Source organism: Streptomyces sp. Xyl84 (assembly GCF_059731885.1).
Genome location: NZ_AP029182.1, coordinates 1288958 through 1303453, shown reverse-complemented (window position 1 = coordinate 1303453; position 14496 = coordinate 1288958). Strand labels below are relative to the sequence as shown.

Annotated in this window: 13 protein-coding genes; 8 read left to right on the top strand and 5 right to left on the bottom strand. The window is 74.4% G+C overall.

Translation table 11 applies throughout. From position 1 onward, the window contains the following. Positions 1–20: 20 nt before the first annotated feature. The gene (gene lplAB / locus AC6I72_RS05615) at positions 21–1085 is read right to left on the bottom strand and encodes a lipoate-protein ligase LplAB (RefSeq protein ID WP_497999753.1); all 1065 of its coding nucleotides are present in this window, start codon (positions 1083–1085) and stop codon (positions 21–23) included. Positions 1086–1312: 227 nt separating this feature from the next. Between lplAB and AC6I72_RS05610 the strand changes: the two genes are divergently transcribed. Then, positions 1313–2278, top strand: a complete 966-nt coding sequence (locus tag AC6I72_RS05610; RefSeq protein WP_497999752.1) for a hypothetical protein — start codon at positions 1313–1315, stop codon at positions 2276–2278. Positions 2279–2404: 126 nt separating this feature from the next. On the opposite strand, the gene AC6I72_RS05605 is transcribed toward AC6I72_RS05610, so the two are convergent. The 3 genes from AC6I72_RS05605 to AC6I72_RS05595 are packed head-to-tail and all read right to left on the bottom strand — an operon-like array spanning position 2405 to position 5096. Next, positions 2405–3064 (bottom strand): response regulator, encoded by a 660-nt coding sequence (locus tag AC6I72_RS05605; RefSeq protein WP_497999751.1) that lies wholly within the window; start codon positions 3062–3064, stop codon positions 2405–2407. Beyond that, the gene (locus tag AC6I72_RS05600) at positions 3061–4263 is read right to left on the bottom strand and encodes a sensor histidine kinase (protein WP_497999750.1); all 1203 of its coding nucleotides are present in this window, start codon (positions 4261–4263) and stop codon (positions 3061–3063) included. The genes AC6I72_RS05605 and AC6I72_RS05600 overlap by 4 nt, the downstream gene beginning before the upstream one ends. Beyond that, the gene (locus AC6I72_RS05595; RefSeq protein WP_497999749.1) at positions 4263–5096 is read right to left on the bottom strand and encodes a CPBP family intramembrane glutamic endopeptidase; all 834 of its coding nucleotides are present in this window, start codon (positions 5094–5096) and stop codon (positions 4263–4265) included. The genes AC6I72_RS05600 and AC6I72_RS05595 overlap by 1 nt, the downstream gene beginning before the upstream one ends. Before the next feature lie 300 nt (positions 5097–5396). Here AC6I72_RS05595 and AC6I72_RS05590 point away from each other — a divergent pair, with 300 nt between their 5' ends. The 5 genes from AC6I72_RS05590 to AC6I72_RS05570 all read left to right on the top strand — a co-directional run bounded on the left by AC6I72_RS05590 (position 5397) and on the right by AC6I72_RS05570 (position 11075). Next, entirely contained in the window at positions 5397–7226 is a 1830-nt protein-coding gene (locus tag AC6I72_RS05590; RefSeq protein WP_497999748.1) for a gamma-glutamyltransferase family protein, read from the top strand. 166 nt (positions 7227–7392) lie between these two features. Then, positions 7393–8238, top strand: a complete 846-nt coding sequence (locus AC6I72_RS05585) for an inositol monophosphatase family protein (RefSeq protein WP_497999747.1) — start codon at positions 7393–7395, stop codon at positions 8236–8238. A gap of 232 nt (positions 8239–8470) precedes the next feature. Then, entirely contained in the window at positions 8471–9880 is a 1410-nt protein-coding gene (locus AC6I72_RS05580) for a phytoene desaturase family protein (RefSeq protein ID WP_497999746.1), read from the top strand. Continuing rightward, positions 9877–10413, top strand: a complete 537-nt coding sequence (locus AC6I72_RS05575; protein ID WP_497999745.1) for an O-acetyl-ADP-ribose deacetylase — start codon at positions 9877–9879, stop codon at positions 10411–10413. Before AC6I72_RS05580 ends, AC6I72_RS05575 begins: the two co-directional genes overlap by 4 nt. A gap of 236 nt (positions 10414–10649) precedes the next feature. Beyond that, positions 10650–11075: a PPOX class F420-dependent oxidoreductase gene (locus AC6I72_RS05570; protein ID WP_497999744.1), complete on the top strand. Its 426-nt coding sequence runs from the start codon at positions 10650–10652 to the stop codon at positions 11073–11075. 100 nt (positions 11076–11175) lie between these two features. Here AC6I72_RS05570 and AC6I72_RS05565 read toward each other — a convergent pair whose 3' ends face one another. Beyond that, a complete protein-coding gene (locus tag AC6I72_RS05565) occupies positions 11176–12237 on the bottom strand; it encodes an alpha/beta hydrolase (protein WP_497999743.1) in 1062 nt (353 codons plus the stop codon). Positions 12238–12491: 254 nt separating this feature from the next. Between AC6I72_RS05565 and AC6I72_RS05560 the strand changes: the two genes are divergently transcribed. Next, positions 12492–13988 carry an AlkA N-terminal domain-containing protein gene (locus tag AC6I72_RS05560; protein WP_497999742.1) on the top strand — a complete coding sequence of 499 codons (1497 nt, stop codon included), beginning with the start codon at positions 12492–12494 and terminating at the stop codon, positions 13986–13988. An 11-nt stretch (positions 13989–13999) separates the two neighbouring features. Next, entirely contained in the window at positions 14000–14482 is a 483-nt protein-coding gene (locus tag AC6I72_RS05555; protein WP_497999741.1) for a methylated-DNA--[protein]-cysteine S-methyltransferase, read from the top strand. The last annotated feature ends 14 nt before the right edge of the window (positions 14483–14496 follow it).

The following is a 14496-nucleotide window of genomic DNA, read 5'->3' as shown; positions in this document are numbered from 1 at the left end:
AGGACGCCCGGGCGGGGGTGTCAGGGGACGCGCGCCGTCCACTGGGGCGTGCCGAACTTGGTGCGCGCCAGTTCCTGGGCGCGGGCGAGTTCCCCGGCGGTGACCTTCCCGTCCGTCAGTCCGTACCGCCCGTCGAAGGACTCGATCATCCGCTCGATGACGGTCTCGCGGGCCAGGCCGGTCTGCCGGCGCAGCGGGTCCACCCGCTTCTTGGCGCTCTTCGTGCCCTTGTCGGACAGCTTCTCCCGCCCGATCCGCAGCACGTCGAGCATCTTGTCGGCGTCGATGTCGTAGGACATGGTCACGTGGTGCAGGACGGCGCCGGGCCCGCCGCCGGGACCGACGATCCGCTTCTGCGCGGCGCCCGCGATCTTGCCCTGGTCGGTGGCGATGTCGTTCAGCGGCTGGTACCAGGCCCGGATGCCCATGTCACCGAGGGCGCCCAGCACCCAGTCGTCCAGATACGCGTAGCTGTCCTGGAAGGACAGCCCCTGCACGAGCGACTCGGGCACCGAAAGCGAGTACGTGATCGTGTTGCCCGGCTCGACGAACATCGCGCCGCCGCCGGAGATGCGGCGCACCACCTCGACCCCGTGCCGGGCGGCGCCGTCGGCGTCCACCTCGTTGCGCAGCGACTGGAAGCTGCCGATGATCACCGCGGGGGAGGCCCACTCCCACACCCGCAGGGTCGGCGGGCGGCGGCCCGCGGCGACCTCGGCGGTCAGCACCTCGTCCAGCGCCATGTGCAGGGCGGGGGACTGCGGGCCCTCGTGGATCAGCTGCCAGTCGTAGTCGGTCCAGTCGGTGGCACGGGCCAGCGCGCGGCGCACCGCGATCCCGACGCCCTCCGAGGTCAGCCCGTACATGACGGTGCCCTCGGGCAGGGCCGCGTCGATCCGCGCGGCGAGCCCCGCCGCGTCGGTGTCGGCCGGGGCGCCCTCCAGCGCGCCGTTGACCGCGTCGAGTGCCTCGTCGGGCTCCAGGAAGAAGTCGCCCGCCACGCGCACCCGCCGCAACACGCCGTCCTCGGACTCCACGTCCACGACGACGAGCTTGCCGCCGGGCACCTTGTACTCACCGTGCACTTTCCCGGGCCTCCCTTGCTGCCGCAGGGGACAACGCCCGGGCCGGCCGCCGTGTTCCCGGCCCGCCGCGCCGCGGGCCGGTGACGCACCCCGGTGATCCCGCCGGTCAGGCCCACCGGTGACGCGTCCCCGGGCGCATCCGGGGACGCGTACCCGTGATGCGCCTGTGACCCGGAAGTATGGCTTCCATCACAGTCCCGCCGAACCGCGCCTGATGGGCTGGCCGGATGCGCAGAGCCACCCCCCTCGCCCTGGTCCTCACCGTCTGCCTCGGGCTCTCGGCGGCCGGTGACCGGTCCGGCACCCGGGCCCCGGCCGCCGGGTCCGCGGCGGCCGGCACCGTCGGCTTCCAGCCGCTGGACGCCTACGACATGACCCCCGCCGAGACGCGCACCGTGAACACCGCCCGCTGGACCCTCGCCGCACGGTGCATGCGCGGCCTCGGGTTCGACAGCCTGCGCGACCTGGACCCCGCCCGGCCGCCGGCGTGGCCGCGGCGCCCGGCCGGCCGGACGAGGACCTTCGCGCTGGTGATCGTCTCCGACGACGCCCACCGCTACGGGATCCAGGACCCCGAGGAGGCCGCGGTCCACGGCTACCGGGGCCCGGCCGCCGCGTACGAGCACGCCGCACGGGACAGGAAGTGGACGCTCCCCGAGTACCTGGCGCTCACCGGCGCCGGCTTCGGCGACGACCCGACGAGCGTCCACGGCCACCGGATCCCGGCCCAGGGCTGCCTGGGCCAGGCCGACCTGCGCATCTACGGCACCGACCGCCGCGCCGCACCGGACCCGTTCCTGACCCTGCTCTCCGAGAGCCGGCGCCGGGCGCAGGAGGACCCGGCCTGGAAGCACGCCGACCGGATGTGGTCGGCCTGCATGAGCCGGGCGGGCCACCACTACGCCACGCCGCAGGACGCGCAGAAGGGCGACGACCGCCAGGAGGAGGAGCTGAGGCGGCGGCTGCTCGGCGACGGCCGCGCCCCGGACGAGCCCTCGGACCCGGAGAAGCGGACGGCGGTCGCCGATGCCCGCTGCAAGCTGCGCACGGGCTACGTCCCCGCCGTGCACGCCGCCGACGTCCGCGCGCAGCGGCGCGTCATCGCCGGGCACCGCGCAGAACTGGACCGGATCCGCGAGCGCAACCGCGCCGCCGTGCGCAACGCCCGCGCCATCGTGCGGAACGGGTCGTGAGGAGGGGGCTGGCCACGAGCGGGTCGTGGGGCGGGGTCTGGCCGGGAACGGGCTGTGAGGCGGGGGCTCGTGCGGGGGCGGCCCGTGAGCCGGACCAGGTCAGGTCGGCCGGGTCAGGTCGGCCGGTCAGGTCGCCAGGCCGTGCCGATAGGCGTAGACGACGGCCTGGACGCGGTCGCGGAGCTGGAGTTTGGCGAGGATGCGGGAGACGAAGGTCTTGACCGTCTCCTGGCTGATGACGAGTGCCGCGGCGATCTCGCTGTTGGACAGGCCGTCCGCGATGAGGCGCAGCACCTCCAGTTCGCGGGGGGTGAGCGGGATGTCGCGGGAGGTGCTCTCGGCGGGCCGGATGCGCGCGGCGTAGCGTCCCACGAGCCGGCGGGTCACCTCGGGGTCCAGGAGGGCCGCGCCGGTGGCCACGGTCCGGATGCCGTGCAGCAGCCGGTCCGGCGGGGCGTCCTTGAGGAGGAAGCCGCTGGCGCCGGCGCGCAGTGCCTCGTAGACGTACTCGTCCAGGTTGAACGTGGTCACCACGAGGACCTTCACGGGGTGGGCCACCCCGGCGCCGGCCAGCAGACGGGTGGCTTCCAGGCCGTCGAGGACCGGCATGCGGATGTCCATCACGACGACGTCCGGCCGCACCGTGCGGGCGAGTTCGACGCCGGTGCGCCCGTCTGCGCACTCGCCCGCCACCTCCATGTCGGACTGCGCGCCGATGATGGTGACCAGGCCGGTGCGGACCAGCATCTGGTCGTCGCAGACCAGGACCCGGATCGGTGCGCTCACGAGGTCCTGCCGGCGGGGATGCGCGCCCGCACGGTGAAGCCGCCGTCCGCTCCGCCGCCGGCGGTGAAGTCGCCGCCCAGGACGCCGACGCGTTCGCGCAGACCGGCCAGGCCCCGTCCGCTGCCGATCGCGGCGGCGGTGCGCGAACCGGTCCCGTCCGTGCTGACCTCCACGGTGATCTCCCTTTCGCCGTGCCGCACCTGGACGGAAGTCCGGCTGCCGTGAGCGTACTTGAGGGCGTTGGTCAGCGCCTCCTGCACCACCCGGTAGGCGACGAGGTCGGCGCTCCCGGTCGACGCCGGGGGTGTGCCCTCCTCGGTGAAGTCCACGGGCTGCCCGGCCCGGCGGGTCTGCTCGACGAGCGTGAGGACCCTGCCGACGGCCGGTGTCCTGGGCTCCTTGGCCCCCGCCGCGCCGGCGCCCGTACCGTGCTCGGTGCCCTGCCCGGCGCCGTGGCCCGGGTTGAGCAGGTCGAGCAGGTGGCGCAGGTCGGTGAGGGCGCGGCGGCCGGTGTCGCTGACGGCCGTCAGGGACTGCTCGAGCCGCTCGGGCGCGGCCGTCAGGTAGCGGGCGGCCTCGGCCTGCACCACCATGGCGGTGACATGGTGGGTGACCACGTCGTGCAACTCCCGTGCGATCCGGGCGCGTTCGGCGGTGCGGGTCTGCTCCGCGACGCGCTCGCGGCGCTCGGCCTCGGCGGCCCGGGTGGACCGCAGCCACGCCCCGGCGCCCCAGGCCAGCGCCAGCACCAGGTAGAACGTCACGAACTCGTCGGGCGTCTCGCGGCCCGAACCGAGCCGGGAGAGCGCGACCGCCAGCGGCACGTACGCCACGGAGAGGAGGACAGCGGTGGTGCGCCTGCGGTGTTCCAGATGGGATCCCGCGCTGATCAGCACGAGGGGCAGGGTGGTGCCGGCGCTCGAGTGGTAGCCGCGCAGCTGGTCGAGAGCGAAGCCGCCCGCCACCAGGGCGAGACAGACGGCCGGCCACCGCCGGCGCACCGCGAGCGGCAGGCATTCGAGCGTGAGGACGACGGCGGCGAGCGCGTCGAAGGGGCGGGTCGGCAGGTCCCCGACCTCCGTGCCGTGGCCGCGCAGTCCCGGCAGGAACGACGCGAGCAGGAACAGGATCCCGAGCGGGAGGTCGCGGACCGTGACGTCGAGCCGGTGCCATGCCTGGCGGGCCCCCTGAAGGCTCATCACCGGGCGAGTGTAGCCAGGGCGTCGACGCGCTCGGTCCGCCGGCGGGGGACGATGGTGCCGCGCCGGTGGGCCAGCCACAGGAAGACGATCGTCAGCAGCGCACCGAACACCACCGAGTACACACTGGCCTCCGGACCGAACTCGCCGCCCGTGATCAGCTTGCTGCCCGACGTCGAGGCGTCCAGCAGTCCGTGGGTGGCGCCGTTGCCGGAGACCTCCGTGCCGAAGATGCCGGACTCCGCGAAGTTCCAGCCGAAGTGCAGGCCGATCGGCAGCCACAGCGAGCGGGTGGCGATGTAGGCGGCGGCGAGCGTGCCCCCGGCCTCGATGGCGATGGCGACGGCACCCAGGACGGTGGCGTCCTCGTTGAGCAGGTGGCTCGCGCCGAACACCACGCCGGACAGCACGAGCGCGACGTACGTGCCCGTTCCCCGCTCGACGAGCCGGAAGAGCAGGCCGCGGAACATCAGTTCCTCCGTGACGGCGGCACCGGCCATGAAGCCGACCAGCGCCACCGCGCCGGTCAGCGAGCCGGAGCCGTGGACCTTGTAGTCCCCGAGGAAGTAGAGGTTCGCGATGACGCACGCGAACCACACGACGCCGATGACCAGGCCCCGCAGCAGCGCCCCCTGCGCCCCCTGCCGGGCCAGCTCCGTGACCGGGCGCCCCTCGGTGCGCCCGACGACCCACCGGTAGACCAGCACCGAAATCACGGCCGCCAGACCGCCCAGGAGCAGGGAGAGCCACGCGTTGTCCTGTACCGCGTTGACGAGCTGACCGCCGACCGCACTGACCGCCACCACGGCCAGGATCTGCCACACCAGTTTCATGACGACTCTTTCTCGCGGGTCCCGTTTCCGGTACCTCGTCCGGTCCGCGGCAAGGGCTCCGCGGCTGCACCGAACGCTAGGGAAACGGTGATCGGGAAGCGTCACCTCACAGTGGACACCTGCGCGTAGCTCTCACGGGGGACAGGGCGGAACCAGGGCGCCGGGTACCCGGGCCCCGCGAGACCGGTGCCCTCCACGGGTGTCCCGGGCCGCGCGTGCGGGGAGCATCGCGGGCAGACGGGGAACCCGACGGCGGCTCCGCCCGGTCCCGACGCCCACGACACCGAGGTCAGGTCAGACATGCGCTTCACGACGCGCCCCACCCTCCAGGGCACCTTCGGAATGGTGTCCTCCACCCACTGGCTGGCCTCCCAGTCGGCGATGGCCGCGCTGGAGGGCGGCGGCAACGCCTACGACGCGGCCGTCGCCGGCGCGTTCGTGCTGCACGTCGTGGAGCCGCACCTGAACGGGCCGGCCGGCGAGGTCCCCATCCTGCTCGCACCGGCCGGCGGTGAGGTACGGGTGCTGTGCGGGCAGGGGGTGGCGCCGGCCGGGGCCACGGCCGCGCACTACCGGGGGCTCGGCCTCGACCTCGTGCCGGGCACCGGACCGCTCGCCGCCGCCGTCCCGGGCGCCTTCGACGCGTGGATGCTGCTGCTGCGCGATCACGGCACCAAGAGCCTCGACGACGTCCTGCGGTACGCCATCGGGTACGCCGAGCACGGCCACGCGCCCGTGGAACGCGTCGGGGCGACCGTGGAGACCGTACGGGAACTGTTCGAGACCGAGTGGACCTCGTCGGCCGAGGTGTACCTGCCCGGCGGCCGGCCGCCCCGGCCCGGCGAACTGCTGCGCAACCCCGGCCTGGCCGCCACCTGGAAGCGGCTGCTCGCCGAGACGGCGGGGGCCGGCGGCCGGGAGGCACGGATCGACGCCGCGCGCGAGGTGTGGCGGTCCGGCTTCATCGCCGAGGCACTGGTGCGCCAGGCCCGGCGGCCCACGCTGGACACCAGCGGCGAGCACCACGCCGGGACCCTCACCGCCGCCGACCTCGCCGGCTGGTCCGCGTCCTACGAAGCCCCGGTGACCTACGACTGGAACGGCTGGACCCTGTGCAAGGCGGGCCCCTGGAGCCAGGGACCGGCCTTCCTCCAGCAACTCGCCCTGCTCCCGCCCGAACTGCCCCCCTACGGGTCCGCGGACTACGTCCACCTGCTCGTCGAGGGCTGCAAGCTCGCCATGGCCGACCGCGAGGCCTGGTACGGGGACGCGGCCGGCGTACCGCTCGCCGACCTGCTCTCCGCGCGGTACAACGCCGGGCGGCGCGCGCTGATCGGCGACGAGGCCTCCTACGACCTCCGCCCGGGCAGCCCCGGCGGGCGTACCCCGCGGCTGAGCGCGCACGCCCACCGGATCGCCGCGGACGAGGGCGACCACGACGCCCTGGGCGTCGGCGAGCCGACGGTCGCCAAGCCGCCCGTGTCACCCGTGCCCGGCGAGCCCGTGGTCCGTGCCGACGGCGCCACCCGCGGCGACACCTGCCACCTCGACGTCGTCGACCGCTGGGGCAACATGGTCGCCGCCACACCCAGCGGCGGCTGGCTCCAGTCCAACCCCGTCGTGCCCGGACTCGGCTTCCCGCTCGGCACCCGGCTGCAGATGACCTGGCTGGAGGAGGGCCTGCCGAACACGCTGACCCCCGGCCGCCGCCCGCGCACCACCCTCAGCCCGTCGCTCGCACTGCGGGACGGCGAGCCCGTCCTGGCCTTCGGCACGCCCGGCGGCGACCAGCAGGACCAGTGGCAGGTGCACTTCTTCCTGGCGGTCGCCCTGCGCTCCGCCGTCCGCGGCGGCCCGGACCTCCAAGGCGCCGTCGACGCCCCGAACTGGCACACCGACGCCTTCCCGGGATCCTTCTACCCGCGCGGCATGCGCCCCGGCTCCGTCACCGTGGAGTCCCGCACCGACCCGGAGGTCGTCGCCGGGCTGCGCCGCCGCGGCCATGACGTCACGGTCGGCGACGCCTGGTCCGAGGGCCGCCTGTGCGCGGTCGCCCGGGACCCGAGCACCGGCGTCCTGTCGGCGGCGGCGAACCCGCGCGGGATGCAGGGGTACGCGGTGGGCCGCTGAGCGGCACGGGAGCGGACCCCGCCACCGGACCCCGCCACCGGGCCCGGCCGCAGGGCCCGGGGCCGGGCCCCGCCAGGCGGGCCCCGGCCCCGGGTGTTCACGCCGATTCCACCCGGTGTGCACCCTGCGGGCGGGCGTTGTCACAGGCGCGTGCTCTCATGGGGACATGATCGAAGAGACGGAAACCATCGAAGAGTTTCTCGCGGACCGCTCGGCCGACGTGGAGGAGGCGCTCCGCAAGGCCGCCGCGGCCGAGATCATGCCCCGCTTCCGCCGGCTCGCGGAGCACGAGATCGACCAGAAGTCCGGGCCGCACGACCTGGTCACCGACGCCGACCGGCTCGCCGAGCGGTACCTGACCGACACGCTCGCCGCCCTGCTGCCCGGCTCCCTCGTCGTCGGCGAGGAGGCGGTGCACGCCGACCCGGCGGTGTACGGGGCGATAGGCGGTGACGTCCCGGTCTGGATCGTCGACCCGGTGGACGGCACCCGCCAGTTCGTCCACGGCGACCCCGGCTTCTGCACACTGATCGCCCTCACCCTGCGCGGGGCGGTGCTGGCCTCCTGGACCTACGCGCCGGCCCTCGACCGACTCGCCACAGCCGTACGCGGCCGCGGTGCCCGCCTCGACGGCGAACCGCTGCGCGCCGGCACGCCCGAGCCGGGCCGCGCGCTGCACGTGGCCACCTCCCACCCCGACTACACGACCGACGCGCAAAAGCGCGCCCTGCGCGGTCTGTGGACGGACGGGTTCGCGCCCCGCCCCTGCGGCTCGGCGGGCCTGGAGTATCTCGCCGTCGCCCGCGGCGAGTCGGACGCGACCGCTTTCACCTGGGAAGCGGCCTGGGACCACGCGGCGGGCCTGCTCCTCGTCGAGGAGGCGGGCGGCACCCACCTGACCCTCACCGGCGAGCCGTTCCGCATCACCGGCGGCAACGCCCTGCCGTTCACGGCCGCGAGGGACACGGCCACCGCCCGGCGGGTGACCGGCGTCCTCACGCCACCGGAGTGATCCGTACACCGGCCGCCCGGACCGTTTCCCTCCGTGGACGCCGGGCCCCTGGCCGGCGACCACGGCGTCCGTCGGTCAGCGGCGTCCCCGTCACCGCCCCACCCCCGGCAGTGGCCCGCGCCCTTTGCCGGGGGCGCCCTGCGGTCCGCGGTGCGGGCCCGGCGGCATATCCTGGCCCGGACGACAGGTCCGCGTGGCCATCGGCTGACGAAGGGGTCCGAAGGTGCCGTCGATGCTCGATGTCGTGGTGGTGGGAGCGGGACCGAACGGCCTGACCGCCGCCGTGGAGCTGGCCCGCCGCGGCTTCTCCACAGCCGTGTTCGAGGCCCGTGACACCGTCGGCGGCGGTGCCCGCACCGAGGAGCTGACCCTCCCCGGCTTCCGGCACGACCCGTGCTCCGCCGCCCACCCCCTCGCCGTCAACTCGCCCGCCTTCCGTGCCCTGCCCCTGGACCGCTACGGCCTGCGCTGGCTCCACCCCGAGCTGCCCATGGCCCACCCCTTCCCCGACGGCACAGCCGCCGTCCTGGCCCGCTCCGTCGCCGAGACGGCCGCGTCGTTCGGACCGCGTGACGCCGGCGCGTACCGCAGGCTGGTCGAGCCGTTCCTGCCCCACTGGGACACCCTGGCCCGCGACTTCATGTCCCTGCCGCTGACCGCGCTGCCCCGCGACCCGGTCACCCTCGCCCGCTTCGGACTGGCCGGGCTGCCGCCCTCGACCTGGCTGACCCGCCGCTTCCGCGACGAGCGGGCCAAGACGCTCTTCGCCGGCCTCGTCGCCCACGTGATGGCGCCGCTCGGCGGCTTCGCCACCGGCGCCATCGGCCTGGTCTTCGCACTGGCGGCGCACGCCCGCGGCTGGCCGCTCGCCCGCGGCGGCTCGCAGGCGATCTCCGACGCCCTCGCCGGCTACCTCCAGGACCTCGGCGGCGCCGTGCACACCGACTACGAGGTCAAGCGCCTCGACGACCTGCCGCCCGCCCGGGCCTACGTCTTCGACACCTCGCCCACCGCCCTGGCCCGCATCGCGGGCCTCGGCCGCTACTACGACTCGTTCCGGTACGGCCCCGGCGTCTTCAAGATCGACTACGCGCTGGACGGCCCCGTCCCGTGGACCGCCGAGGAACCCCGCGTCGCCGGCACCGTGCAGATCGGCGCGGACAGCGCCGAGATCGGCACCGCGCTGCGCGCCGCCTCCCGCGAGGGCCGCGCACCCCGCAGACCCTTCCTCATCACCGTCCAGCCCACCGTCGTCGACCCCACCCGGGCCCCCGCGGGCAAGCACGTCTTCTGGGCGTACGGCCATGTGCCGGCCCGCTGGGACGGCGACCTCACCGACGCCGTCGAACGCCAACTGGAGCGCTACGCACCGGGGTTCCGTGACCGCGTCCTCGCCCGTGCCACCGCCGGACCGCCCCAACTCGCCGCACGCAACGCCAACTACGTCGGCGGCGACATCGCCTCCGGCGCGGTCTCCGGACTCCAGATCCTGCTCCGGCCCAGGCTCACCCTGTTCCCGTACCACACCCCGCACCCGGCCGTCTTCATCTGCTCCTCGGCCACCCCGCCGGGTCCCGGGGTGCACGGCATGTCCGGACACAACGCCGCCAAGGCGGTCTGGAGGAGGCTGAGACAGACATGACCCACTCTCCCGGCGCCGCCCCCGGGCCCGCCATCACCCTGGTCCGCGGCGACATCACCCGGCAGCGCGCCGACGCCCTCGTCAACGCCGCCAACTCCTCCCTGCTCGGCGGAGGGGGCGTCGACGGCGCCATCCACCGGCGCGGCGGGCCCGCCATCCTGGAGGAGTGCCGTGCGCTGCGCGCCTCCAGGTACGGCAAGGGCCTGCCCACCGGCCGGGCCGTGGCCACCACCGCGGGTGCGCTGGACGCCCGCTGGGTGATCCACACCGTCGGTCCGGTGTACCAGGGACCGGGCAGCGACCCGTCGCCCCTGGCGTCCTGCTACCGCGAGTCCCTGCGGGTCGCCGACGAACTGGGCGCCCGTACGGTCGCCTTCCCGGCGATCTCCACCGGCGTCTACCGCTGGCCGCTCGACGACGCGGCCCGGATCGCCGTCCGGGCGGTACGGGAGGCCAGGACCTCGGTCGAGGAGGTCAGGTTCGTCCTCTTCGACGAGCAGGCCTATCAGGCGTTCGCCGCGCGACTCGGCTGACTCCCCGGCCGCCCGCGCCGCCACCGGCGGCCCGGCGGGCGGAACCGCTCCGGGCGGACCCGTCCCGCGTGTCCGCCGCCGCGGACGGCCGGCGAGGCACCATGATCTCCCCGACGAGCGGTCCACCGGCCCGGCACCGCGGGGCCGCCGCCCACGAGCCGGCCGGCGACGAGCGGCCCGCCGCCCCCGGCCGGTGGCCCGCCGGCCCACCAGCCGATCCTCAGAGGAGCTGCCCCGTGTCCAAGCCCCCGCTGCCCGCCGAGGCCGTCGCCCTGCTGCGCCGGCCCAACCCCTGCGTCATGGCCACCCTGCGCGCCGACGGCGCTCCGGTGTCCACCCCCACCTGGTACCTCTGGGACGACGACGGACGCGTGCTGATCAGCCTGGACGAGGGCCGCGTACGCCTCAAGCACCTGCGCCGCGACCCCCGCGTCACCCTCACCGTTCTCGCCGGGGACGACTGGTACACGCACGTCACTCTGATCGGCCGGGTCACCGGACTGCGCGAGGACGAGGGCCTCGCCGACATCGACCGCATCGCCCGGCACTACACCGGCGGGCCCTACCCGGACCGGGTCCGGGCCCGGTTCAGTGCCCGGATCGAGGTCGACCGCTGGCACGGCTGGGGCGCGCTCAAGGACAGCGACCAGGCGTCCACCTGACCGTGCGGCCTCCCGGACCGGCCCGCTTCCACGACCGGCCCGCCCCACGACGGGCCGGCCTTCGCGACGGGATTTGCGACGGGCCGGCTCCAGCCCGTCCCTACTTCGGCGCCGACAGCCACGCGCCCAGCCAGTGGAAGGCCAGCGGGTACGACGCCGCGAACGTGTGGTAGTTGTGCCCGCCGGTGGGCAGCAACTGGGTGCGCACCTGCACCGAGGACGCCGCCGACGCCGCCAGGAACTTCTCGATGGAGGCGGGCGGGCTGACCCGGTCCTGGCGCGAGGTGGCGAGGAACAGGCTGACCCGGGCCGTGGAACCGACGACGAGATCGGCCGGCGTGTTGGCCCGGCGCAGCTTGGGGTCGGGCAGGACCGCGTTGTCGCCGGTCAGCGGGTCGGGGTCGATGGCGGCACCCGCACCGAAGATCTTGGGGTACTGCAGCGGCAGTTTCGCGGCGCAGTACCCGCCGGTCGAGTAGCCCATCACGCCCCAGCCCCGACTCCCGCGCAGGGTACGGAACTTGTGCCGGACCAGGTCGGGGACGTCGTACGCGAGCCAGGTCGCCACCTTGCGGTCGGGAAGGTCGCTGCAGTCCGTGTCCACGCTGCCCGGGTCGATCACCGGCATCACCAGGATGAAGGGGTGCACCTTCCGCTGGTTCATCAGTTTCTCGAAGTCCCCGGGCATCCCGCCGTGCTCCAGCCAGGACTGAGGCGAACCGGGGACGCCGTGCATGAGGATCAGCACCGGGAACCGCTTCTTGCGGTAGGCGGGCTCCTTGTACTGCGGCGGCGTCCACACCAGGACCTGGCCCGACAGGGTCGAGCGGCTGCCGCGGAAGTACGTGTCGAGCACGCCGTCGCGCGTCCCGTGGTTGAACTTGGCGCGGCTCACCGGCGGGCCGGGCATCGCGTCCGCGTTCGCGCTGCTGGTCGTGCCCAGCAGGTCCTGCCAGGAGGCGTACAGCCCGTAGCTGTTGTTTATCCAGGTCGCCACCACGGTGATGGCGGTGAGCTGGCACAGGGCGATCATCGCGCCGTGCACCAGCCAGCGCACCGGTCGCGGCCCGCGCACCTTGGACCACACCGCGACCGTTCCGATCATCGCGAGGACCGTCGCGACGACGAGAACGAAGAAGAACGTCGCACCAGTCAGCGCCACGCGGCCACCTTCCCGTAGCGGCACGCCGCACCGGCGGCTGCCGTCCGAAAACCAAGAAGCTGGTGCGTCCCCGGGCAGACCCTGCGAACACCCCCAGCACCAACCAGGATGCAAAATGGGGAGCCCGGGTTGCCGATGCGCACACCGAAATACGGTGAAAAGTTCGCCAAGGCGATCCGGAGCCGCCCAGGACACGCAAGGGTCATGTCGGATTCCCGCCAGCGACCGGTCGGCGGATGCAGGATCCTGGACGCATGCAGAAGGGGATGCACACCGACCGTGCACGCTGTGTCCGCGCCGTCCAGTCCAAGGACGCACGATTCGACGGCTGGTTCTTCACCGCCGTCCTGACCACCCGCATCTACTGCCGGCCCAGTTGTCCCGCGGTGCCGCCCAAGCCGGAGAACATGACGTTCCTGCCGAGCGCGGCCTCCTGCCAGCAGGCCGGGTTCCGGGCGTGCAAACGCTGCCGCCCCGACACCAGCCCCGGCTCACCGGAGTGGAACCGGCGCGCCGACCTGGTGGCCCGCGCCATGCGGCTCATCGCCGACGGCGTCGTGGACCGCGACGGCGTCCCCGGCCTCGCCGCCCGTCTCGGCTACAGCACCCGCCAGATCGAACGCCAGCTCCTCGCCGAACTCGGCGCGGGCCCGCTCGCGCTCGCCCGCGCCCAGCGCGCCCAGACCGCCCGGCTGCTGATCGAGACCACCGCCCTGCCGATGGCGGAGATCGCCTTCGCCGCGGGCTTCGCCTCGATCCGCGCCTTCAACGACACCGTGCGCGAGGTCTTCGCCCTCACCCCCAGCGAGCTGCGCGGCCGCACGCCCAGGCAGCCCGCCCCGGGCAGGGCGCCCGCCGTCACGCCCGGCGCCCTCTTTCTCCGCCTCCCCTTCCGCGCCCCGCTCAACCCGGACAACCTCTTCGGTCACCTCGCGGCGACCGCCGTACCCGGCGTCGAGGAGTGGCGCGACGGCGCCTTCCGACGCACGCTGCGCCTGCCCTACGGCCACGGCATCACCGCCCTCACACCGCACCCGGACCACATCGCCTGCCGGCTCACCCTCAGCGACCTGCGCGACCTGCCCGTGGCCATCAGCCGCTGCCGCCGCATGCTCGACCTGGACGCCGACCCGGTCGCCGTCGACGACCAGCTGCGCGCCGACCCCGTCCTGGCACCCCTGGTCGCCAAGGCCCCCGGCCGGCGGGTGCCGCGCACCGTCGACGAGGCCGAGTTCGCCGTCCGGGCCGTCCTCGGCCAGCAGGTCTCCACGGCCGCCGCCCGCACCCACGCGGCCCGCCTCGTCACCGCCCACGGTGAGCCGGTCGACGACCCCGACGGCGGCCTCACCCACCTCTTCCCGGCCCCCGAGTCGCTGGCCGCCGTCGACCCCGAGTCGCTGGCCATGCCCCGCAGCCGGCGCACCACCTTCACCACCCTCGTCCAGCGGCTGGCCGACCGCACCCTCCAGCTGGGGGTGGAGAGCGACTGGGCCCAGACCCGCGCCGACCTGCTGGCGCTGCCCGGCTTCGGCCCCTGGACCGCCGACGTCATCGCGATGCGCGCCCTCGGCGACCCCGACGCCTTCCTCCCCACCGACCTCGGCATCCGCCGCGCCGCCCGCGAACTGGGCCTGCCGTCCACCCCGGCCGCCCTCACCGCGCGGGCCGCGGCGTGGCGTCCCTGGCGGGCCTACGCCGTGCAGTACCTGTGGGCCACGGACAGTCACCCCATCAACTTCCTTCCCGTCTGAGGACGTTCGCCATGAAGCAGCACACCGTCATCGACAGCCCCTACGGCCCGCTCACGCTCGTCGCCGAGGACGGCGTCCTGTGCGGCCTGTACATGACCGACCAGCGCCACCGGCCGGCCCAGGAGACCTTCGGCGAACCGCAGGACGGCGCCTTCGCGGAGGCGGCGGAGCAGCTCGACGCGTACTTCGCGGGCCGCCGCACGGAGTTCACCCTGCCGCTGCGCCTGACCGGAACCCCCTTCCAGCGCCGCGTGTGGGAGCAACTGCGCGCGATCCCCTACGGCGAGACCCGTACGTACGGCGAACTCGCCCACGCCCTCGGCAACCCCCAGGCCTCCCGCGCCGTCGGCCTGGCCAACGGCAAGAACCCCATCGGCATCATCGTCCCGTGCCACCGCGTCATCGGGGCGAACGGCAGCCTCACCGGCTACGGCGGCGGCCTCGCCCGTAAACGCCGGCTGCTCCACTTCGAACAGGGCGCCGGCCTCTTCTAGAGGTCTTTCCGGCC

What these genes read in the sequence shown, in the direction of transcription:
- AC6I72_RS05610 (WP_497999752.1), top strand. Translation starts at nt 1,313, where the DNA reads ATGCGCAGAGCCACCCCCCTCGCCCTGGTCCTCACCGTCTGCCTCGGG.
- AC6I72_RS05600 (WP_497999750.1), bottom strand. Translation starts at nt 4,263, where the DNA reads ATGAGCCTTCAGGGGGCCCGCCAGGCATGGCACCGGCTCGACGTCACG.
- AC6I72_RS05595 (WP_497999749.1), bottom strand. Translation starts at nt 5,096, where the DNA reads ATGAAACTGGTGTGGCAGATCCTGGCCGTGGTGGCGGTCAGTGCGGTC.
- AC6I72_RS05590 (WP_497999748.1), top strand. Translation starts at nt 5,397, where the DNA reads ATGCGCTTCACGACGCGCCCCACCCTCCAGGGCACCTTCGGAATGGTG.
- AC6I72_RS05585 (WP_497999747.1), top strand. Translation starts at nt 7,393, where the DNA reads ATGATCGAAGAGACGGAAACCATCGAAGAGTTTCTCGCGGACCGCTCG.
- AC6I72_RS05580 (WP_497999746.1), top strand. Translation starts at nt 8,471, where the DNA reads ATGCTCGATGTCGTGGTGGTGGGAGCGGGACCGAACGGCCTGACCGCC.
- AC6I72_RS05575 (WP_497999745.1), top strand. Translation starts at nt 9,877, where the DNA reads ATGACCCACTCTCCCGGCGCCGCCCCCGGGCCCGCCATCACCCTGGTC.
- AC6I72_RS05560 (WP_497999742.1), top strand. Translation starts at nt 12,492, where the DNA reads ATGCAGAAGGGGATGCACACCGACCGTGCACGCTGTGTCCGCGCCGTC.
- AC6I72_RS05555 (WP_497999741.1), top strand. Translation starts at nt 14,000, where the DNA reads ATGAAGCAGCACACCGTCATCGACAGCCCCTACGGCCCGCTCACGCTC.